We start from the raw sequence: 21,467 nt of genomic DNA on the forward strand, positions 1-21,467 counted from the left end.
GCTGATGCAGAACCAGACAACCTACCAGCCAAAAACAGCAGAATAAGGGGTTGCCTGGAACCATAGAATCTCCCACAACAAGCTGGGGCGCTGCCTGCCATTTGCAGCAGCGGCGCTGCGCTGGGTGGGACCATGAAGCCTCTCACATCCCACAGACTTCCTGCAGCGTCACAGACGTCGTGCATGGCTGGTAATGGTGGTTACTTCACCACCTTCAACGCCGGCCTGCCGCTCGGCTTGGGCGCCTCGTCGGTGGGACCATTGTCATCCGGTGGCGGCGTCTCGGTCTCGATCTCGAAGACCATGCCCTGGCCATTCTCCCGCGCATAGATCGCCATGATTGCGCCTGCGGGAATCCACACCTGCTGCGCCACGCCACCAAAGCGACCATCGAAGCAGACCCGCTCGTTATCCATTTCCAGGCCGCGGATGGCGCTCGGCGACAGGTTCAGCACGATCTGCCCGCCCTCGACGAAGCCGTCCGGTACAGTGGTGCCCGGATAAGCCGCATTGACCAGGACATAGGGTGTGCAGTCGTTATCCAGGATCCATTCATACAGTGCCCGGATAAGGTAAGGGCGGCTTGAGCTCATCTGCATCGTGCTCGTCTCCTCAACGGCAAATGAATGGCAATCTATTGCATGTTCCGTTCGGCTGCCGACAGGCTGCCGATAAAGCCTTCGCGCTCGAAGATCCGCTCCATGTACTCCTGCAGCGGTTGCGCCTGGCGAGGAAGCTCCACACCCAGTTGCCGCAGACGCCACAGGATGGGGGCCAGGCAACAGTCCACCAGGCTGAACTCCTCGCTCATGAAGAACGGCATTTCGGCAAACACCGGCGCCACCCCCACCAGACTCTCGCGCAGCTCCTTGCGCGCCTTGGTAACCGCGGCGGCGGGACTGCGGGGGTTGGTGATGATATCCACCAGTACGCACCAGTCACGCTGGATGCGGTACATCAACAGCCGACTGTTGGCACGAGCCACCGGGTAAACCGGCAGCAACGGCGGATGCGGAAAACGCTCATCCAGGTATTCCATCATGATGTTCGGCTCGTACAGCACCAGATCGCGGTCGAGCAGGGTGGGAACGGTATTGTAGGGGTTGACCTCGGCCAGTTCCTGCGGATGGTTGTCCGGTTCGACATTGACGATGTCGACGGTCACGCCCTTTTCAGCCAGGACAATGCGCACACGATGACAATAGTGGTCAGTCGGGTCGGAAAAGAAAGCCATCGAAGAACGCTTGTTGGCGGTAACACTCATATATCAACCCTCATCCCGTAGCGGACTGCAATCCGGCAACCACACTCCTCACAGAGCGCAATATGCCGCTCGGCCGTGTCCTACGGCCTGATCGAAAGCGAATATTATACCCCAGAAACAAGTGCGCGCCCCAAAGGGCGCGCATTTCATCCAGAACCGGCAACGGATCAGTGGATGTCTCTCCAGTATTCACGCTTGAGCAGATAGGCGAATACGAAGAAGAAGGCCAGGTACAGCAGCACGTAGACACCGATGCGATGACGCGTTTCCTTGATCGGATCAGCCGAGTAGCTGAGGAAGGCGACCAGGTTGCGCACCGTAGTATCGAACTCCTCTTCGGTCTGCGTACCGGTGCCTTCGATCACGGTCAGCACATCGCACTGCTCTTCCAGCATGGCCTCGCCAGTCAGACTGTCACGCACGATCTTGCCGTTCTCGTGAACCGGCATCGGCTTGCAGCCCTTGACCTGACGCCCCTGCAGTTCGCCCAGCACGTTCGGCATACCGACGTTGGCAAAGACCGTGTTGTTCCAGCCCAGCGGGCGGGACGGGTCTTCATAGAAAGTACGCAGGTAGCTGTACAGCCAGTCCTCGCCACGCACCCGGGAAACCAGGGTCAGATCCGGCGGAGCGGCACCGAACCATACCTTGGAATCTTCGGGACGCATACCGATCGTCATGTGCTCGCCGTACAGCGTGCCTTCGGTGAACACCAGGTTTTCCATCATCAGCTCTTCCGGAATACCCAGGTCGGTGGCCACACGCTCGTACCGCTGATACTGGGCCGAGTGGCAGCCCATGCAGTAGTTGACGAAGGTACGGGCACCATCCTGCAGGGAGGCCTTGTCGGACAGGTCGATATTGGCCTTGTCCAGCGGTACGCTCGGGCCGGCGGCCAGAGCAAAACCAGGCAGCAGTGCGAACATCAATGCAATAAGTTGTTTTTTCATCAGCCAGTAACCCTCTCCGGAACCGGTTTGGTCTTCTCCATACGGGTGTAGAACGGCATCAGGATGAAGAAGGCAAAATACAGAACGGTGCACACCTGGGACAGCAAGGTACGACCCGGTGTCGCCGGGATCGCGCCCAGTACACCCAGAATCACGAAGCTGACACAGAAGATCACCAGCCACAGCTTGCTCATCCAACCCTTGTAGCGAATGGACTTGACCGGGCTACGGTCGAGCCAGGGCAATACGAACAGCACGGCAATCGCACCCCCCATCGCCAGTACGCCGGGGAACGCGGAACCGGCAATCGCAGGCACGGCGCGCAGAATCGCGTAGAAAGGCGTGAAGTACCAAACCGGCGCAATATGGTCAGGGGTTTTCAGGGCATTGGAGATTTCGAAGTTCGGTTTCTCCAGGAAGTAACCACCCATTTCCGGGAAGAAGAACACCACAGTGCAGAACACGAACAGGAACACCGCCACACCGACGATATCCTTGACGGTGTAGTACGGGTGGAACGGGATGCCATCCAGCGGCACACCGTTTTCATCCTTCAGCTTCTTGATCTCGATGCCATCGGGGTTGTTGGAACCGACTTCGTGCAAGGCGATGATGTGCAGCACGACAAGGCCCAGCAGAACGATCGGCACAGCGATAACGTGCAGTGCGAAGAAGCGGTTCAGGGTAATGCCGGAGATCAGGTAGTCACCACGTACCCACTGCGCCAGATCCGGACCAATTACCGGAATCGCACCGAACAGCGAGATGATCACCTGGGCACCCCAGTAGGACATCTGGCCCCAGGGCAGCAGGTAGCCCATGAATGCCTCGGCCATCAGCGCCAGGTAGATCAGCATGCCGAAGGTCCAGACCAGCTCGCGAGGCTTGCGGTAGGAACCATACATGATGCCACGCAGCATGTGCAGGTAGATCACCACGAAGAACGCGGAAGCGCCGGTGGAGTGCAGGTAACGCAGCAGCCAGCCGTACTCCACATCACGCATGATGTACTCGACCGAAGCAAAGGCGCCGGTGCCGGAGGGCTCGTAGCTCATGGTCAGCCAGATGCCGGTGATGATCTGGTTGACCAGAACCAGCAGCGCCAGCGAGCCGAAGAAATAGAAGAAGTTGAAGTTCTTCGGTGCGTAATACTTGCTCAGGTGATCTTCCCATACCTGAGTGACGGCCATACGTTCGTTGACCCAGTTAAGCAGTTTGCTCATCAGGCTGTCTCCTGATCCACACCGATGATGATGACGTCATCGGACTCGTAGGTATGCGGGGGTACGGGAAGGTTCAGCGGAGCCGGCATGCTCTTGAACACACGACCGGACATGTCGTAGAAGGAACCGTGGCAAGGACAGAAATAGCCACCCTTCCAGTCGGCGCCCATATCCGCTGATGCCACTTCCGGCTTGAACAGCGGTGAACAGCCCAGGTGGGTGCAGATGCCCAGCACCACCAGGATTTCGGGCTTGATGGCGCGCGTCTTGCCGTCAACGTAATCCGGCTGGTCGGAGGCCTCGGATTGAGGGTCGGCAACGACACTGTCCATTTGATCAAGAAGGGCCAGCGCTTCCGGTGTCCGGCGCGAGATGAAGATCGGCTGACCACGCCACTCGGCAACGATCTGCTGCCCCGGCTCGATCTTGCTGATATTCACCTTAACCGGCGCACCTGCCGCCTTGGCTCTTGCGCTTGGGAACCATGACCCCACGAAGGGCACAGCAACCCCCACTACACCAGCAGCACCCACCACACTCGTGGCTGCCACCAGGAAGCGACGCCGGCCGTTATTTACGCCGTCATTACTCATCCAGTCGTCTCCCATCAGCTAATCAGACCTCTGTAACAAGGCCTTTTTCAAGTTTTGAACTGCCTGCACAAAATGAAACAGATGGTAATGAAAAAGCCCTATGATGACAAGGCGATCTCAATTATCCGGGAACCTGCAAAGTGTACCTGAAGCGGCGTATTTCGGGCGCTACAGAAGACCATCGAATCGCGCGACACCTTGTCGCAGATACAAGAACGCCCGGACTCCTGCGAAGGAAACCGGGCGCTTTTGACGCTGAGCCTGACGGCTTAACGCTTGGAGTATTGCGGACGCTTACGCGCTTTACGCAGACCCACTTTCTTACGCTCGACTTCACGAGCATCACGGGTCACGAAGCCGGCACGGCGCAGTTCGCCACGCAGGGTTTCGTCGTATTCCATCAGGGCACGGGTGATACCGTGACGGATGGCACCAGCCTGGCCGGAGATACCGCCGCCCTGCACGGTGACGTAGACGTCGAACTTCTCGGTGCTGCCGGTCAGCTCGAGCGGCTGACGAACGACCATGCGAGCAGTTTCGCGACCGAAGAAGGTCTCGATGCTACGGTTGTTGATGGAAATATTGCCAGTACCCGGACGCAGGAACACCCGAGCGGTGGCGGTTTTACGACGGCCAGTACCGTAGTTTTGTGTCACCGACATAGTGAGCTCCTGTTAGACCTTGAGTTCTTGGGGTTGCTGAGCGGCATGCGGATGAGTTGCACCGGAGTACACCTTCATCTTGCGATACATTGCCCGACCCAGGGGGTTCTTGGGCAGCATGCCCTTGACCGCGATCTCGATGATACGCTCAGGAGCACGGGCATTGAGCTTCTCGAAATTGATCGACTTGATGCCGCCCGGGAAACCGGTGTGGCTGTAGTACATCTTGTCCTGGGCCTTGTTGCCGGTCACGTGAATCTTTTCGGCATTGACGATTACGATGTAATCACCGGTATCCACGTGCGGGGTGTACTCGGGCTTGTGCTTGCCGCGCAGGCGGGAAGCAACTTCGGTAGCCAGACGACCAAGGGTCAGACCAGTGGCATCTACTACGTACCAGTCGCGTTTTACTGTTTCCGGTTTGGCGCTGAAGGTTTTCATTAAATCCTAGCCTCAGAGGCCGCTCTATGATTTCAAAGAGGGCGAATCTTACAGAATGATATGTGTTTTTACAAGCCAACAAAGCCTAGACAGACACTCAGTGGGGGCTCTGTGGGTCTGGGTGGCATCTGCGCTGTAACAACAACGACAGGCTAGGCATCCTGTCGAGAGTGGCGGGCATTATGCCAATGGGACGAAAAAATACAACCATTATTTGGCCCATGGACGATAATGGCTGTTCATTTCCTAATTGGGAGCCTGTCATGCTATACCGCCCCCTCGGCCACAGCCCTCTGAAAGTCAGCGCCCTGTGCCTCGGCACCATGACCTGGGGTGAACAGAACACCCAGCGCGACGCCTTCGCCCAGATCGACCGGGCACGGGATGCCGGCGTCAACTTCATCGACTGCGCCGAAATGTACCCGGTACCGCCACGCGGGGAGACCTATGGTTCCACCGAGCAGATCATCGGCCAGTACTTCCAGCAGCGCGGCGGCCGCGACAACTGGGTGCTGGCAAGCAAGATCGCCGGGGCCAGCCGCGACATGCAGCATATTCGCGGCGGCACGACGCGCTTCAATCGCGAACACATCACCAGCGCCCTGGACGCCAGCCTGAAACGCCTGAACACCGACCATGTCGATCTCTATCAACTGCACTGGCCGGACCGCAACACCAACTTCTTCGGCCACCTCGGCTACCAGCACAACGCCGAGGAGCAGATCACCCCAATCGAGGACACCCTGGAGGTGCTGGACGACCTGGTACGCTCGGGCAAGATTCGCTATATCGGCCTGTCCAACGAGACGCCTTGGGGCACCAGTCGCTTCCTGCAACTGGCCGAAGCACGGGGCTGGCCGCGCATCGTCAGCATCCAGAACCCCTACAACCTGCTCAACCGCAGCTACGAGGTGGGCATGGCAGAGATCTCGATACGCGAGCAGGTCGGCCTGCTGGCCTATTCACCGCTGGCCTTCGGCACCCTGACCGGCAAGTACCTGAACGGGCTGCGCCCGGAAAAGGCCCGGCTGACACTGTTCAGCCGCTTCAGCCGCTATACCAACCCGCAGGCGCAGAAGGCCTGCGCCCGCTACGTGCAACTGGCCCGCGACCATGGCATGGACCCGGCGCAGATGGCACTGGCCTTCGTCACGCGCCAGCCGTTCGTCACCAGCAATATCATCGGTGCGACCAATATGGACCAACTCAATCGCAACCTCACCAGCATCAACATGGGGCTGACCGACAAGATCCTGGAGGGCATCGCCGAGATTCACCGCAGCCAGCCCAACCCGGCGCCCTGATATTCGGCTCAGCGCGCCCTGCCGGAGGGGGCGCAGCCGCCCCGTGGGAGCCGCGCCTCGCGGCGATGCGGCCTTGCAGATAACCGACCGCGCTACCCGCTGACAGCCCGCTTCGCGCCGAGGCGGCGCTCCTACCGGGCAATCTGGATAACGATGCCGGATGAGTACCACCCATCAGGGAGGAATTACGGCTTGTGCGGCCGAGCCAGGAACTCGTGCGACTGCATTTCCAGCAGCCGGCTCAGGGTCCGCTGGAATTCGAACTCCAGCCGGCCGCCTATATACAGGTCCTTGAGCGCCACTTCGGCCGAGACGATCAGCTTGACGTTGCGGTCGTAGAACTCGTCCACCAGGTTGATGAAGCGCCGCGCCATGTCATCCTTGGCCAGGCCCATCTGCTCGACATTGGATAGCAGCACGGCCTGGAATATCTTCGCCAGGGCGATATAGTCGTTCTGGCTGCGCGGGCCATCGCACAGTTCGCGGAACTCGAACCAGGCCACGTTCTCGTACAGGCGCACCGCCTTGACCATGCGATTCTCGATGCTCAGCTCGGCGTCGACCTGGATATGCTCCGGCTCCAGCACCAGACTCTTGAAACTGCGCTGCAGACTGGCATCGGCTTCCGACCCCAGTGGCCAGTGATACAGGTCTGCCTGCTCCAGCGCACGCAGACGGTAGTCGACGCCATTATCGACGTTGACCACCTCGGTGTGCTGGTTCAGCAGGGCAATCGCCGGCAGGAAGCGCGCCCGCTGCAGACCATCCTTGTACAACCCGTCAGGCACGATATTCGAGGTCGCCACCAGGATCACGCCGTTCTCGAACAGCTCTTCCATCAGGGTGCCGAGGATCATCGCATCGGTGATATCGGAAACGAAGAATTCATCGAAGCAGATCACCCGCGCCTCATCGGCGAACTTGCGGGCGATGATCTTCAGCGGGTTCTTCTCTCCCTTGAGCTCACGCAACTCCTGGTGCACGCGCTGCATGAAACGGTGGAAGTGGGTGCGCATCTTGCGCTTGATCGGCAGCGCATCGAAGAAGGTATCGACCAGGTAGGTCTTGCCGCGGCCTACCCCACCCCAGAAATACAGTCCCTTGACCGGCTTGCTCCGCTTCGGACGAAACCTGCCGAACAGGCCGACGCTGCGCGGCGGTCCCGCTTCGAGGATATCGTCATAGAGCCGCTGCAGGTGCTTGACGGCATTTTCCTGCGCGGGATCATGAAAGAAGTCCGGACGCTTGAGGTCCGCCTGATAGCGTTCAAGGGGCGTCATGCTGGGGGTCCAGTGGAAAACAGGGGCCGATACTCTACCCGCCGCGCCCCCGCTTGGCAATCAAAGCGCCTGGAGTGCCTGCTCGGTCGCCGTCTTCAATTCCACCAATTTGCCGTGGAAGAAATGACTGGTCTCGGCAAAACGCACCATGGTCACTCCCGGCTGCCCCTCCAGCAGTTCGAACACCGACTCCGGCGCCACCACCTCGTCGTCCTCGCCCATCATTACTGTTGCCGGCCCCGGTAGCGGCAGCAGGTCGGCAAATGGCATGCGTTCGACCGACGGCGCCACCAGTATCAGCGCCTGCGGCCAGTCCTGCTGTTCCCGCGCCGCAGCTGCGGCGACATAGCCACCGAAGGAAAAGCCCATCAGCCACAGCGGCAGGCCAGCGAATTCCCGAGCCGCCCAGTCGATGATCGCCTGACAGTCCTGCACCTCGCCGATCCCACCGCCGTGTTCGCCGGCACTCTGGCCGACACCGCGGAAATTGAAACGCACGGTGCTGGCCCCCAGGTCCCGGGCCGCACGCATCAGCGTGGAGACCACCTTGTTCTGCATGGTCCCGCCATGCAGCGGATGCGGATGGCAGATCACCGCCACCGCATGGGCCGCCTCGGCTCGGGTGACCAGCACCTCGAGCGCGCCGGCCGGGCCATCAACGAGCAATTTTTCTTCGGTATTGCGATTCATTCGATTTCTCCGTGACCGCTGTATTCCCACCTGCGTCGCATGCCATACACTAGCCTTGTTTGTGAAATGCCGTTACCGTAACAGCAGACCAGAGCGGCGCAACAGTGCCGCACGTTTCAGATCAATGAGGGACCCAAGGTGGAAACAAGCGAAAACCTGTGGATTGCAGTCGTCATCGCCCTGGCTGTGGGCTTTGTCGTGGGCATCATTGTAGCGCGTCTGGCGCCACGCATCAGCGGCGGACAGCCATCCAGCACCCAGGCCCAGTTGGAAAGTCTGCAGTTGCGCTTCGAGGAATATCAGCAGGAAGTGGCCAGCCACTTCAATACCACCGCCAATCTAGTCACCCGTCTGAACCGCAGCTATCAGGATATCCAGGAGCACCTGGGCCAGGCTGCGGTGGATCTCGCTCCCGACGACATGACCCGGCAGCGGCTGCTGGCCGCCCTGGAGCAGGAAAACGAGCCGCAGTCCTCCCGTGAGCGCATCGAACCGGTATTCGACACCCTCGAGCCGCCCCGTGACTACGCCACCAAATCCGAAGACGGGCCCGGTATGCTGTCGGAGGAGTTCGGCGTAAAACGTAAATGACACTCCCGCTCCGCCCTGCCCCGGCGGAGCATGACGGACCCAGCCCATGCCGGACGCAATCGATAACCGCTTCGTCAGTCCCGCGCCGGACAACCCGGCACACCTGGTCATTCAGGGCGACTGGGTACTGGAGCATTACGCCGAACTACGGCGATTGGTCCAGCGGTTGCGCGGCACCGGCACCCGCTACGCCGAGGCGAACCTGCAACAGATCGGCAAACTGGATACCGCTGGCGGCCAGTTGCTCACCGAGTTGCTGGGTAGCGAGCTGATCCAGCAACTGGCGACCGACGCCGATGCCCTACCCGAAGAACGACGGGTACTGCTGCAGCGTATCGCCACCAGCCTGCAGGAAGATCCACCCGCGCATCCGCGCCACAACGCCGTGTTCGAGCTGCTGGGCAACGTCGGCAAGCATACGCTGACACTGTATGAACATGTCCGCACCCTGCTGGGCTTCATCGGCCTGACCCTGGTCGGCATGCTCGGTGGCCTGCTGCGCCCCGGCACCTGGCGGTTGACCTCGATCGTCGCACAGATAGAACAGATCGCGCTGAACGCCGTGGCCATCGTCGCGCTGCTGACCTTCATGGTCGGTGCGGTGATCGCCTTTCTCGGCGCCACGGTGCTGGCCGACTTCGGGGCGACCATCTATACAGTCGACCTGATCGCCTTCTCCTTCCTGCGCGAATTCGCCGTGCTGCTGACTGCGATCCTGATGGCCGGGCGTACCGCCAGTGCCTTCACCGCGCAGATCGGTTCGATGAAGGCCAACGAGGAGATCGACGCCATCCGCACGCTGGGGCTGAACCCGCTGCATATCCTGGTGATCCCGCGGGTCATCGCCATGATGATCTCGCTGCCGGCGCTGACCTTCATCGGCATGCTCTCGGGCATGTTCGGCGGCGCCGTGGTCTGCTCGCTGGCGCTGGATATCTCGCCGACCATGTTCCTCAACATCCTGCAGCAGAACGTTGCGGTGCAGCACTTCTACCTGGGCATGGCCAAGGCCCCGCTGTTCGCCTTCCTGATCGCCATCATCGGCTGCATGGAAGGCTTCAAGGTCAGCGGCAGCGCCGAGTCGGTCGGTGAGCACACCACCTCGGCGGTGGTGCAGTCGATCTTCATCGTCATCCTGGTCGATGCCCTGGCGGCGCTGTTCTTCATGGAGATGGACTGGTGACCGACAAGCAAGCGCCACTGGTGGAAATCCGCGGGCTGGTCAACCGTTTCGGCAGCCAGACGGTGCATGACAACCTGGACCTGGACATCCACCCCGGCGAGATTCTCGGCGTGGTCGGCGGCTCCGGCACCGGCAAGTCGGTACTGCTGCGCTCGATCGTCGGGCTGCGCCGGCCCAATGCCGGCAGCGTCAAGGTCTTCGGTGAGGACATCCAGCGCCTGGACGAACGCCGCCGCTCCGAAGTCGAGCGGCGCTTCGGTGTGCTGTTCCAGCGTGGGGCGCTGTTCTCCTCGCTGACCGTCACCGAGAATGTCGCCCTGCCACTGATCGAGCATGCCGGCCTGAGCCGCGCCGACGCCGAGCACCTGGCCTGCATGAAGCTGGCACTGGCCGGCCTGCCGCGCAACGCCGGCGACAAGTTTCCCTCCGAGCTGTCCGGCGGCATGGTCAAGCGCGCCGCGCTGGCCCGTGCCCTGGCGCTGGACCCGGACATCCTGTTCCTCGACGAGCCCACCGCCGGTCTCGACCCTATCGGTGCCGCGGCCTTCGACCAGTTGATCCTGACCCTGCGCGACGCCCTCGGGCTGAGCGTATTCCTGGTCACCCATGATCTCGACACCCTGTACGCCATCTGCGACCGGATCGCCGTGCTGGCGCAGAAGCGCGTACTGGTCGCCGACACCCTGGAGCGCGTCGCTGCCACGGACGACGCCTGGATCCAGGAATACTTTCATGGCCCCCGGGGACGCGCCGCCGCACTCGCCAGCCAACCCCATCACCAGCCGGAGAGCAACCACTGATGGAAACCCGCGCTCACCATGTCATCATCGGATTGTTCACCCTGCTGGCCGGTGCCGGTGCGGTGTTCTTCGCCATCTGGATCAGCAATGCCAGCACCAGCAAGGACTACCAGCATTACACGGTGGTGTTCCGCGAGGCGGTCACCGGCCTGTCTCGGGGCAGCGCCGTGCAGTTTCGCGGCATCCCGGTAGGTGACATCACTGAATTGAGCCTCGATCCGGCGGACCCCGCCCAGGTGCTGGCCCGTATCCGCCTCAGCAACACCGCCCCGGTCACCCGCGACACCAAGGCCCGCCTGACCTTCACCGGGATCACCGGCAACTCGGTCATCGAACTGGTCCCCGGCGACCCCCGCAGCCCGCTGCTACAGGCCGAGGGCAGCGAAGAGCCACGCATCTACGCCATTCCTTCACCCATTTCCAGCCTGCTGGCCAACGGCGAGGACTTGATGACCAACATCAACCAACTGGTCAGCAGCGCCCGCAACATGCTCTCGGATGAGAATGCCGAACGTATCGCCGGCACCCTGGAGTCGGTCGAGCAGGCCGCCAGCAGCCTGGCCAGCCAGGGCGACGACATCAAGGTCCTGGTCGGCGAACTCAGCCGCGCCAGCCAGCAGGCCGGCGAACTGATGACCAGCATCAACTCGCTGGTCAAGGAAGACGGTCCACGCACCATGCGCAACGCCGAGGCAGCCTTGCAGTCCATCGCCCGCACCAGCGAAACCCTGGAGCACATGCTCAGCGACAACAGCGAAGCCTTTGCCAATGGCATACAGGGCCTCGGCCAGCTGGAGCCGGCGATCAGCGAATTGCGCGGCAGCCTGGGTGCGCTGCGTTCGATCACCCGCCGTCTGGAAGACAATCCCGCGCGCTTCCTGCTGGGCCGTGACACCTTTGAGGAGTATGAGCCATGATCCGTCTGACACTCGCTACCGGCCTGCTGGCCGGCCTGCTCAGCCTGGGTGCCTGTACCATGTTTCCGGAGTCGGAGGCGCTCGGTGTCTACCAGTTCCCGCAGCCTCCGGCGGCCACGTCCAACAACGCCAGCCAGCGCCTACCACTGGCGCTGCGTGTCAATACGCCACAGACCGGTTACGCCTACAGCGGGCCACGGATCATGGTGCAGACCGCCGACAACCAGTTGCTCAGCTACAAGGGAGTGCGCTGGAGCGATCCGGTGCCGGTGCTGCTGCGCGAGTATCTGTCGCTATCCTTCCAGCGCCAGGGTCAGTTGAGCAGCGTCACCACCGATGAACATGCGCTGTACGCCGATGTACACCTGGGCACCAATCTGCGACGCTTCCAGCTGGTCGATGCCGGCGCTCCACAGGTGCTGATCGAGCTGGATGCCCGCCTGGTCAACCCCGACAGCCGGCGCATCTACGTCAGCCACAGCTTCCTGATCCAGCAACCGGTAACCAGCACCCAGATCGCCGATGTGGTCGAAGGCTACGGCCAGGCGACCGAGGAACTGGCCAGTCAACTGTTGAGCTGGACCAGACAGCAGCTGGCGGCGATTCCCAACAAGTAGCGCACCAACCTCGTTGGCATCGACGCTGGGCAGACTCACAGCAACAGATACAGCCAGACCGGCAGGAACACCATCGCCAACAGGGTCTGCAAGGTGATGATACCCGCCATCAGTTGCCCGTTCCCACCCAGCTGGCGCGTCAGCACATAAGCCGTTGGTGCGCAGGGCAAGGCGAAGAACAGCACCAGGATCGCCGTTTCCATGGTTGGCATACCGAGCAGGCTGATCAATAGCCAGGCACAGGCTGGCATCAACAGCAGGCGCACCAGGCTGTTGACCAGCAGGGTACCGGTTTCACCCAGCAGGTTCCGTGGCTCCAGCGCCGCCCCCACGCACAGCAGGCCCAACGGCAGGCTGGCTGACGCGAGCAGACCCAGCAAGCCGTCCAGCCCACCCCGCAGACTACCGCCGGCCAGATTGAACGCAGCGCCCAGCAGGCAGGCCAGGATCAGCGGGTTCTTCAACAGGGCGAACAGCCAGGAACGGGCCGACACCGCGCCCTGCGCTGTCAGAGCATGCACCGACAGGATATTCACCAGCGGCACGCTGATGGCCAGCAGCACCGCAAACAGCGCCAGCCCCTCACTACCGAAGATGGCGGCCACCGCAGCCAGCCCGATATAGGTATTGAAGCGCAAGGAGCCCTGCACCAATACCCCGAAGCGTGATGCCGGCCAGCCACGCAGGCGCCGCAGCAGCAACAGGGCAATCCATGCTGCAGCGAATACCACTCCCAGCCCGAGCATCAACCGGGGCAAGGCGGCACTGTCCAGCGGGGCATTGGCCAGGCTGTTGAACAGCAGCGCCGGGAACAGGATGAAGTAGTTGATCCGCTCCGCTCCCGGCCAGAATTCGGCATTCGGAAAACCCCAGCGGCGCAACACATGACCAGCGAGGATCAGGGCGAACAACGGCCAGAGGGAGGCTAGTAGTTGACTCATGGGGTATCCATTTCAGGAAGGCAGCCGAAGGTTACCCGAGGGGCATCGATGCTGCCAGCCTGGCAGTAGCTTGCAACAGCCTCTCAGAAGAATGGCCGCAAGCTCAACTCGGTACCGAGCACCATGAGCAGCAGCAGAAAACACTGGCGGAAACGCTGGGGGCTGATCCGCATACGGATTTGCTGGCCGAGCCACATGCCGACTACCGAGGGAATCACGGCCAACAGCGACAGGCCCACCTGATCGAGATGAAATACGCCATGGACGAACAGACCACCCGCGAGCGCAAGAGTGGAGATAGTGAAAGACAGCCCCAGCGCCTGCACCAGCTCATCCCTGTCCAACCGCAGCGCTTGCAGATAGGGAACCGCTGGCATGACGAAGACCCCAGTGGCACCGGTAATGATGCCAGTGAGCAGCCCCACCACGGGGGATAACCAGGGTTCGATACGCGGCGATACCGCCAGTGTCGGCGAGACCAGGGCATATCCGGCATAGAGTACCAGCGCGAGACCCAGGGCAAATCCAGACCAGAGCGGATCGACCCGCGCCAGCAATGCCGTACCCCCTACCGTGCCCAGCACGATACCCAACATCATTGACCATAGCCGGCGCAGCAGGCCCGACATGAACGAGCCGGAAAACATCTGCCATACGTTGGTCACCAGCGAAGGGATCACCAGCGTCGCCGCGGCCATTGCCGGCGCCATGAAAGATCCCAACAGTCCCATGGCGACGGTCGGCAGGCCCATACCCGTGACCCCCTTGACCAGACCTGCACCGAGGAAGATGGACAGCACCAGCGAGAAAAACAGAAAGGATTCATGCATGGCCGTATTGAAGCCACCTGCCTGCCCAAGCACAATAGGGTTTTTCCGGCCTAGCCTTCGGTCTGCCCGAAGGGTCAAGAAAGGGTGATGCCATGCGGCCAGATCTTGCCGACCTCCGGCAGTTTCTCTGTATTGTGGACGCTGGCAGCATTACCCAGGGCGCCGCACGCGCCAATCTGGCGCTGGCTTCGGCCAGCGAACGCCTGCGCAATATCGAAGCAGATGCAGGCGTGGCCCTGGTGAAGCGCCAACCCCGGGGCGTCGTCACTACCGAGGCAGGCGAAGCGCTGGCTCACCATGCACGTCTGATCCTGAGTCAACAGCAGGTGCTCAAAGGCGAGCTCAGGGACTTTGCCCTGGGCACCCAGGGCACACTGCAGCTGTATGCCAACACCGCCGCACTGACAACCTTCCTGCCAGCCCGGCTCGCGCCCTGGCTGGCCGAACGGCCAGACCTGCATGTCAGACTGCATGAACGCACCAGTGCTGAAATCGTGCACCTCATTACCGCGGGGCAGGCCGAGGCGGGACTCGTCTCCAATGCTGTCCATGCACAGGATCTGCAATTGCATCCGCTCGCAAAAGACCATCTGGTGCTGATCGTCCCCCCACACCACCGCCTTGCATCGCGCAACGAGGTACAGCTGACCGACGTCCTCCATGAGCCCTTCATCGGCCTGGCGTCCGGAAACGCACTGCAGGATCACATCGACCAGCATGCCCGCACCGCCGGCCATGCGTTGACGCTGCGTATCCGCATGAAAACCTTCGAAGGACTATGCAACATGGTTGCACATGGCGTCGGCTTGGGTATCTTGCCGCAGCGCATGGCGACCCGCTACCGGCGGCGGCACGGCTATCACATGGTGACCTTGGCCGATGATTGGGCGCGCCGGCAACTTTGCGCCTGCTTCCGTGATTGGCAGGCGCTTTCGCCGCCGCTGCGGAGTCTGCTGGAACACCTGGGAGTCGATGCCGGCACGGATTGTGGGAGCCGCGCCTCGCGGCGATGAGGGCTTGCCGAACACTCTGGCGGCTGGCCGACCGCTTCGCGCCGAGGCGGCGCTCCCACCGTTGTCCCTACCAGTGGTGTTGCCAGAGCATCAGTCGGGGACGCCCCAGGCTGCGTCCGCATCCGCCTGCATCAGCGCCCGGCCCTGCTCCTGGAAGCGCTGGTGCTCTGCTGCCGGCACCAGCGAACCGCCGGTACTCCACAGTACGTGGGTAGCCTCGGCGAGATTGCGGTCCAGGCCGTGGCGGGCCAGAAAGGCCTGTCCGGCCTCGCTGCGCAGCAGCCAGTTCGGCCCACTGAAGCCTGCGGCAGCGGACGGCTCAATCAACACACCCTCAGTCTCATGAAAGCGCAAAGCATCAACGAACAACCTCTCGTCCGCCACGCTGAACACCCCTGCCAGCATGTCGCGCATCAGCGGCGCCACCAGTGGCGAAGCCAGGCCAACCGCCAGACCATCCGCCTCAGTGCGATTATCCAGGCCGATATCGTAGACCGACAATGGCGTACTCCTATCGCTGGCCAATTGCACCAGCATGCAGGGCGAGGCCACGGGCTCGGCGAAGAAGCAGTGAACATGCTCGCCAAACTGGTGCTTCAAACCGTAGCTGATGCCACCCGGGGCACCACCTACTCCGCAGGGCAGATAGACGAATAACGGGTGCTTCGCATCGACCGGCCTGCCGGCCTGAGCCAATTGCATGGCCAGCTCTTGAGCGCTGGCCGCATAACCCATGAACAGCGCCGCCGAGTGCTCGTCATCGACGAAATAGCCATAGGGGTCCTGCTCGGCCTGCTCGCGCCCGGCCTGCACGGCCCTGGCATAATCGCCGGCATGCTCGATGACCTCGATGCCACGGGCACGCAGGCGATCCTTCTTCCACTGCTTGGCATCGGCGGACATATGCACAACCGCGTGGAAGCCCAGCGCTTTGGCGATCTGTCCTATCGACAACCCCAGATTGCCGGTACTGCCTACCGCAACGGTGTAGCGGGAGAAAATGTCGTGGGCTTGCGCACTATCCAGAGCCGGCAAGGACGACCCGGGTTTGCGGTTCTCCTGCAGCAGGCGCTCGGCAAGACAGAGCACTTCGTGAAAGCCACCGCGCGCCTTGACCGAGCCCGCTACCGGCAGATCGTGGTCGGCCTTGACGAACCAGCTACCCGCATCATCACCTTCCGGTAACAGCACCTCGCGCAAGCGCGGCACGGACAACAGCGGAGAACTGACCTGGCCGTGGGAACGGGAAAGCTCGCTGAACAGGTTGCCCAGTACCTTTGCATGACGCACCAGACGATCGTGCGCCTGCGCGGGAGAGCCAGCCTCCTCGGGCAAGACCACAGCAGACCTGAGCTGATAGTATGGGTTGCACCACAAGGTGGGCGTACGATCCTGCAATGCCTGCAGAAGTTGGCCAGAAATACCGCTGGCACTAGAATTATTCATACTGATTCCTCGTATAGTCGGCTGAAGTAGTCGCTTTACTGGGCCCATTATTTTTTATGACCCCAGGCGGAACAAGCAATGATTACTCACCAACCCATTAGCCAGGCTTAATGCTCATGACCCTATCGACACCTTTATTGGGCGCCCTGCGCTGCTTTGACGTGGCCGCGCGGCACTGCAATTTCACCCACGCCTCCACTGAGCTGCACTTGACGCCCAGCGCGGTCAGCCAGCAGATCCGCCAGCTCGAACAGAATCTCGGACAGGCCCTGTTCGTACGTCAGGCGCGTGGCCTAGCCCTGACACCCTTCGGGCTACGCTTGCAGCAGGTCACCAGCGAACCACTCTCGCGCCTGGCTCAGGGAATAGAGGCGCTGCGCCATGCTACAGACCCGCTGCAGGTGACCTGCTCCTCTTCTTTCGCCATGCTCTGGTTGATGCCCCGGCTGCCACGCCTGCATCGCAGCCACCCCGAACTGGAAATCAAGCTGATCGCCGAGTTCCAGAGTGTAGACCGGCACGGCCTGCAGGCCAGCGGGACACACTGCGCTATCCGCTACGACCCGATGGCCTACCGCGACCTGCAGGCCGTGGACCTCATGCCGGAAATGCTGATGCCGGTCGCCAGCCCAGGCTACCTGTCAAGCCACGGCAGTCTGGACACACCAGCGCAGCTTGCAGGCCATACACTGCTGCACGATGCCAATGCGTGGGATGACGCCGCCCCAGGGGTGGAATGGCAACTGTGGCTGGATGAAGTGTGGGGCGCAGCGCCAGGCCAACCGGCGGCAGGTCAGCAGCATTTCAATCTATCCACACTGGCACTGGCCGCAGCACGCAACCATCAAGGTGTTGCCATGGGCCGAGCGGCGCTGATAAGTGAGGATCTGCAGGCTGGCACGCTGGTAGCTGCACACCCACGCCAGATACGCTCATCAGCGCGTTATGTCTTCCTCAGCACTCACGGGCAGGACCCGCGGGTGAAAGTTCTGCTGGATTGGCTGATCGAGGAGTGTCATCAGTTTCAGGCCACGGCATAGCAGGCTGCGGCAAGTACCAGAATCTTCATGTGCCCTCCTCGATGAAGCGGCTAGAAATCGAATCTCAGGGAAGCGGTGGCGTTGCGTGGCGTGCCATACCACCCGCGCGCACTGATCGCGGTGTAGTAATGCTCATCGAAGATATTGTTGAGGTTCAGCGCCGCCGTCACATTCGGTGTCACAGCGTACTGCGCCATCAGATCCACCAGGGTGTAGTCGTCCTGCCTGAAGGTCTCACCGTTGGGACCGGCGCTCCGGTAGTATTCCGCCCCCTGCCAGCGCACGCTGCCACCCACTTTCAGGTTATCGAGCGATGCAATGCGGTAACTGGTGAACAGCTTGAACGTATCGCGTGGTACTTCCGTCAGCATCCGAACATCATTCGAGTCCTCGATCTCGGCATAGGTATAACTTGCCGCCACTTGCCAGGCTGGCAATACTTCCCCAGCCACTTCAACCTCGAACCCACGTGTTTTCGTCCCGGACTCGGCGCGGTAAGCCTGGCTTCCGTCCGGCGCCGGATTATCACCATCCGGCACAGCCAGATTGTCCTGGCGAACTTCAAAGATGCTGAAGGCGGTTGTCAGGCGCTTGTCCCACAATTCACCCTTGATCCCCAGCTCGTAGTTCTCGCCCTCTTCCGGATCGAGATAACTCCCATTACGGTCTATACGGTCCGACGGATTGAATATCGTGGTGTAGCTCGCATACGCCGACCAGTCCTCCGACAGGTCATATACCAAGCCAATATATGGCGTCACCACGCCATTCTTTTCCCGCACCGTGCGGCTGACATCGCCTGTTGACAGGCTGCGTGACACTTCATCACTCTGCCAGTCGATAACACGTACCCCGGTAATCAACGAGGCGGCATCCGACAGGCTCCATCGGGTGGAGGCAAGCAACGCGGTCTGCCTTTCATCGAGAGCGCTCACACTGGAGCGGGTGTAGATTGCACTTGGGATGGGCAGCGAGCCGTCCCAGGTATGGATGTTATCGATGGACTGTATCGTCCATAGTGGATAACCGTAACTCCTGTGATACGCCTTGTAATGACTGGCCCCCAGGTACAGATCGTGCTCCCGACCCAACAGGGTGAAGCCATTTGATGCCGACAGGTCGAAGGAGGTCTGCCTCGGCTCACCTGCCCAGCGGCCACTCCAGGTGGAAATCCCGCTACCATCCGGGTTGACGGTGCCACTGGCGGCCGTGGCGAACGCATCATCGTACGAACGACGGCTGTGCTCAGCATTGAGTTTTACCAACCAACCGTTATCAAAGGCATGTTCCAGGCCGGCGAACAGTGTTTTGCCGTCCCGTTTGTGATAACTCCAGTCGGCGGCCGAATTGAATGAACGCGACGGCTTGAAATGGCTGCCGTCGGAATTGAACATGGGGAAGCCGTGGTTACCCGCCTCGTCATTGTTCATGTCCTGGTACTCCGCGCCCAGGGTCAGCATGGTCTGCTCGGTGATATCCCATTCCAGGATACCGTAGGCCACCTGCCGATCCAGGGATTGGCGGTCGATATGGCTGTGGCCTTCCTGATAGGCCGTGACAAACCGGCCACGTACATTGCCACTGTCCGACAGGCTGGAGGACACATCCAGTTCGGCGCGATAGTTGTCCCATGAGCCCGCTTTCAGGGTGATGGAGCGCCGTGTCTCGCGGGTGGGCTTCTTGCGTATCAGGTTGATTGTCGCTCCGGGATCACCCACGCCAGACATCAGCCCTGTCGCACCCCGTACGACTTCAACCCGGTCATAGGTCACCGTATCGGCCAGATCTTCCCGGAAACCATAGCTATCGGCGCGGTTCACCCCATCGACCTGAATGCTTCTGACAGCGAAACCACGCACATAGATGCTGTTGCTGTCGCTGCCCGCCGGCCCCATGCTGTTGACGACGACACCGGGGGTTCGCTCCATCACCTCGGTGATGTCATTCAGGTTGCCGTCTTCTATCTGCTGCCGGGTGATCACGCTCACCGACTGCGGGGTTTCACGCAGAGTCAGGTTCAGGCCCGTCGCGCTTCGGCCCGGGCCGGTTGCCGCATAGGAATCCACCCCTTCGGTCGTTGCCGCTGACGAACTCGCCAGCACCGTCACCGATGGCAGTGTCTTCACGTCCTCATGGCTGGCCAGCTCGATCGTCACCGAATTGGCGCCGGTGAAGCGCATCGCCAGGCCACTGCCTGCCAGCAGGTGCTGCAGGGCCTCGGCAACGGTGTAGCTGCCCCGCAGGACCGGTGCCGTATGAGCAAAGGTGGACTGTTCGGTATAGAGCACCTGCAGGCCGGTCACAGCGGAAAGGTCGGCAATCGCCTGGGGCAGCGGCTTGGCCGGAATGTCGAATCGATAGATCTGCTGCGCCTGCTCCGCAGCCTGACTGGCATCCGCTGCCTGCGCCAACGCAGGTGTTGCAGGTGTCATCATCAACGGCAGTGCCAAGGTGATGGCCGTGGCCAGGATGCTGTGTGGAGCAAATCCCCTGATCGTCCGAATATCTGCTTTATTCACGCTGTCAGTGCCTCGTCTCATTGGGTTCCCCGAACCAGCCTGATAACGCTTCTGGTTCGCATCTATGGGTAAGACGTAACGGCACGCAACAATCCCCCCGTCGGGATCGAGATTTTTTTGCCATCGATCAGCGGAGCAGAACCAGGTAATCGGTCAGGCGGATACGCTGAATGGGCAGGGTGCTGGCAATGACCTCCAGAGCGGCATCGGGGTCATCGGTAGAGAAGATACCGCTGACCTTGAGACTATTCAGCTCCTGGCTGGTGATCAGAATCCGGCCCTGTCGATGGCGGTTGAGGGTACTCACCACCTCCGCCAGCGGCGTGTTGTAGAACACCAGTTGCCCGCGCAGCCAGGCAGCGACCGAAGTGCGATCGAAAGACGCCGGGGCGCTGATGTGGTCAGCAGCCAGCGCGGCCTGCTGGCCGGGCTCAAGCACCACCGGCGCATCATCCGACGTCCCCGGCAGCCGCAGCTCCACCCGGCCTTCATCCAGGCTGACAATGGCGGCATCCGCGGCCAGGCGCAGGTTGAACCGGGTACCAGTCACCCTCACCACACCGGCGCGGGTACTGACGATGAAGGGCCGTTTATCGGTGGATGCCACATCGAACCAGGCCTCCCCTTTCAACAAGCGCACCCGGCGCTCCCGGGCATCGTATTCCATGACCAGGGCACTGTCGGTGTTAAGGGTAATGGAGCTGCCATCATCCATGTCGATGATCGCCTCTTCACCCACGGCCGTAATGTAGTCGCTTTGCCACTGGGTGACCCAGTCCTGCTGCCAGCCGAGGATGGCGAATACCGCCAGCACCAGGCAGGCAGCCGTGGCCAGATTCCTTGCAGCCCTGCGGAAACGGCGTTTTGCCAGTTGCTCCGGGACGGCGGACTCTGCAATCGTCTGCTCCACCGGAACTTGCAGCGCGCCCCAAAGCGCCTCCATCTCGGCAAATGCCTGCCGATGGCGGGCATCGCTCAACAACCACTGGCTGAAGTCCGCGCGCAATCTGCGTTCACCGGCCGATCCGGGCGCCGCCTCACGCAGCCGCGCCTGCCAGATGGCGGCATCTTCGAGTAGAGCTTCGGGCAGTTCATCCATTGGATTACAGGTATCACTGGTCATGAGTTTTCTGCCTCCCAGAAACAGGGCGGCAGTGGCAGAC

At 61.4% G+C, this 21,467-nt stretch carries 22 protein-coding genes; 8 read left to right on the forward strand and 14 right to left on the reverse strand.

Going from position 1 to position 21,467, the window contains the following annotated elements; all coding sequences use genetic code 11:
* Nucleotides 1-200: 200 nt before the first annotated feature.
* From H6X51_RS18790 to rplM, 7 genes are all read right to left on the reverse strand, one after another.
* Nucleotides 201-593, reverse strand: a complete 393-nt coding sequence (locus H6X51_RS18790) for a ClpXP protease specificity-enhancing factor (RefSeq protein ID WP_185269002.1) — start codon at nucleotides 591-593, stop codon at nucleotides 201-203.
* A gap of 41 nt (nucleotides 594-634) precedes the next feature.
* Nucleotides 635-1,264, reverse strand: coding sequence for a glutathione S-transferase N-terminal domain-containing protein (locus tag H6X51_RS18795; RefSeq protein WP_185268981.1), 630 nt, complete (start codon nucleotides 1,262-1,264; stop codon nucleotides 635-637).
* A gap of 167 nt (nucleotides 1,265-1,431) precedes the next feature.
* Nucleotides 1,432-2,214: a cytochrome c1 gene (locus H6X51_RS18800; RefSeq protein ID WP_185268982.1), complete on the reverse strand. Its 783-nt coding sequence runs from the start codon at nucleotides 2,212-2,214 to the stop codon at nucleotides 1,432-1,434.
* Nucleotides 2,214-3,437 (reverse strand): cytochrome b, encoded by a 1,224-nt coding sequence (locus tag H6X51_RS18805; protein ID WP_185268983.1) that lies wholly within the window; start codon nucleotides 3,435-3,437, stop codon nucleotides 2,214-2,216. The genes H6X51_RS18800 and H6X51_RS18805 overlap by 1 nt, the downstream gene beginning before the upstream one ends.
* Complete coding sequence (petA, locus tag H6X51_RS18810; RefSeq protein ID WP_185268984.1) at nucleotides 3,437-4,030, reverse strand: ubiquinol-cytochrome c reductase iron-sulfur subunit; 594 nt, start codon at nucleotides 4,028-4,030, stop codon at nucleotides 3,437-3,439. The genes H6X51_RS18805 and petA overlap by 1 nt, the downstream gene beginning before the upstream one ends.
* 269 nt (nucleotides 4,031-4,299) lie before the next feature.
* Complete coding sequence (gene rpsI / locus H6X51_RS18815; RefSeq protein ID WP_105643061.1) at nucleotides 4,300-4,692, reverse strand: 30S ribosomal protein S9; 393 nt, start codon at nucleotides 4,690-4,692, stop codon at nucleotides 4,300-4,302.
* 12 nt (nucleotides 4,693-4,704) lie between these two features.
* On the reverse strand, nucleotides 4,705-5,133 hold the full coding sequence (rplM, locus tag H6X51_RS18820) for a 50S ribosomal protein L13 (RefSeq protein ID WP_185268985.1): 429 nt from the start codon (nucleotides 5,131-5,133) through the stop codon (nucleotides 4,705-4,707).
* A 263-nt stretch (nucleotides 5,134-5,396) separates the two neighbouring features.
* Here rplM and H6X51_RS18825 point away from each other — a divergent pair, with 263 nt between their 5' ends.
* Nucleotides 5,397-6,437, forward strand: a complete 1,041-nt coding sequence (locus tag H6X51_RS18825) for an NADP(H)-dependent aldo-keto reductase (RefSeq protein WP_185268986.1) — start codon at nucleotides 5,397-5,399, stop codon at nucleotides 6,435-6,437.
* A gap of 185 nt (nucleotides 6,438-6,622) precedes the next feature.
* Here H6X51_RS18825 and zapE read toward each other — a convergent pair whose 3' ends face one another.
* Nucleotides 6,623-7,717 carry a cell division protein ZapE gene (zapE, locus tag H6X51_RS18830; protein WP_185268987.1) on the reverse strand — a complete coding sequence of 365 codons (1,095 nt, stop codon included), beginning with the start codon at nucleotides 7,715-7,717 and terminating at the stop codon, nucleotides 6,623-6,625.
* 60 nt (nucleotides 7,718-7,777) lie between these two features.
* Entirely contained in the window at nucleotides 7,778-8,407 is a 630-nt protein-coding gene (locus H6X51_RS18835; RefSeq protein WP_185268988.1) for an alpha/beta hydrolase, read from the reverse strand.
* A gap of 138 nt (nucleotides 8,408-8,545) precedes the next feature.
* Between H6X51_RS18835 and H6X51_RS18840 the strand changes: the two genes are divergently transcribed.
* From H6X51_RS18840 to H6X51_RS18860, 5 genes are read left to right on the forward strand one after another with little or no spacing between them, the layout of a single operon-like run.
* Nucleotides 8,546-8,998 (forward strand): YhcB family protein, encoded by a 453-nt coding sequence (locus tag H6X51_RS18840; RefSeq protein WP_185268989.1) that lies wholly within the window; start codon nucleotides 8,546-8,548, stop codon nucleotides 8,996-8,998.
* A 46-nt stretch (nucleotides 8,999-9,044) separates the two neighbouring features.
* Entirely contained in the window at nucleotides 9,045-10,181 is a 1,137-nt protein-coding gene (locus H6X51_RS18845; RefSeq protein ID WP_185268990.1) for an MlaE family ABC transporter permease, read from the forward strand.
* Nucleotides 10,178-10,981, forward strand: coding sequence for an ABC transporter ATP-binding protein (locus tag H6X51_RS18850; RefSeq protein ID WP_328795762.1), 804 nt, complete (start codon nucleotides 10,178-10,180; stop codon nucleotides 10,979-10,981). Before H6X51_RS18845 ends, H6X51_RS18850 begins: the two co-directional genes overlap by 4 nt.
* Nucleotides 10,981-11,898: an MlaD family protein gene (locus H6X51_RS18855; RefSeq protein WP_185268991.1), complete on the forward strand. Its 918-nt coding sequence runs from the start codon at nucleotides 10,981-10,983 to the stop codon at nucleotides 11,896-11,898. The genes H6X51_RS18850 and H6X51_RS18855 overlap by 1 nt, the downstream gene beginning before the upstream one ends.
* Nucleotides 11,895-12,515 carry an ABC-type transport auxiliary lipoprotein family protein gene (locus H6X51_RS18860; RefSeq protein WP_185268992.1) on the forward strand — a complete coding sequence of 207 codons (621 nt, stop codon included), beginning with the start codon at nucleotides 11,895-11,897 and terminating at the stop codon, nucleotides 12,513-12,515. Before H6X51_RS18855 ends, H6X51_RS18860 begins: the two co-directional genes overlap by 4 nt.
* Nucleotides 12,516-12,550: 35 nt before the next feature.
* Here H6X51_RS18860 and H6X51_RS18865 read toward each other — a convergent pair whose 3' ends face one another.
* Together H6X51_RS18865 and H6X51_RS18870 are read right to left on the reverse strand one after the other, a co-directional pair.
* Nucleotides 12,551-13,456, reverse strand: a complete 906-nt coding sequence (locus H6X51_RS18865; protein ID WP_185268993.1) for an AEC family transporter — start codon at nucleotides 13,454-13,456, stop codon at nucleotides 12,551-12,553.
* A gap of 83 nt (nucleotides 13,457-13,539) precedes the next feature.
* Nucleotides 13,540-14,286 (reverse strand): sulfite exporter TauE/SafE family protein, encoded by a 747-nt coding sequence (locus H6X51_RS18870; protein ID WP_185268994.1) that lies wholly within the window; start codon nucleotides 14,284-14,286, stop codon nucleotides 13,540-13,542.
* A gap of 92 nt (nucleotides 14,287-14,378) precedes the next feature.
* On the opposite strand from H6X51_RS18870, the gene H6X51_RS18875 reads away from it, so the two are divergent.
* Entirely contained in the window at nucleotides 14,379-15,299 is a 921-nt protein-coding gene (locus H6X51_RS18875; RefSeq protein ID WP_185268995.1) for a LysR family transcriptional regulator, read from the forward strand.
* A 90-nt stretch (nucleotides 15,300-15,389) separates the two neighbouring features.
* On the opposite strand, the gene H6X51_RS18880 is transcribed toward H6X51_RS18875, so the two are convergent.
* Nucleotides 15,390-16,745 (reverse strand): D-serine ammonia-lyase, encoded by a 1,356-nt coding sequence (locus tag H6X51_RS18880; RefSeq protein WP_185268996.1) that lies wholly within the window; start codon nucleotides 16,743-16,745, stop codon nucleotides 15,390-15,392.
* A gap of 116 nt (nucleotides 16,746-16,861) precedes the next feature.
* Between H6X51_RS18880 and H6X51_RS18885 the strand changes: the two genes are divergently transcribed.
* Nucleotides 16,862-17,785, forward strand: coding sequence for a LysR substrate-binding domain-containing protein (locus tag H6X51_RS18885; protein ID WP_185268997.1), 924 nt, complete (start codon nucleotides 16,862-16,864; stop codon nucleotides 17,783-17,785).
* A 50-nt stretch (nucleotides 17,786-17,835) separates the two neighbouring features.
* Here H6X51_RS18885 and H6X51_RS18890 read toward each other — a convergent pair whose 3' ends face one another.
* Together H6X51_RS18890 and H6X51_RS18895 are read right to left on the reverse strand one after the other, a co-directional pair.
* A complete protein-coding gene (locus H6X51_RS18890; RefSeq protein ID WP_328795764.1) occupies nucleotides 17,836-20,304 on the reverse strand; it encodes a TonB-dependent siderophore receptor in 2,469 nt (822 codons plus the stop codon).
* 127 nt (nucleotides 20,305-20,431) lie between these two features.
* Complete coding sequence (locus H6X51_RS18895; RefSeq protein ID WP_185268998.1) at nucleotides 20,432-21,427, reverse strand: FecR family protein; 996 nt, start codon at nucleotides 21,425-21,427, stop codon at nucleotides 20,432-20,434.
* Nucleotides 21,428-21,467: the final 40 nt, after the last annotated feature.

The sequence above is a fragment of the Halopseudomonas xiamenensis genome (genome assembly GCF_014219065.1).
Classification (GTDB): Bacteria; Pseudomonadota; Gammaproteobacteria; order Pseudomonadales; family Pseudomonadaceae; genus Halopseudomonas; species Halopseudomonas xiamenensis.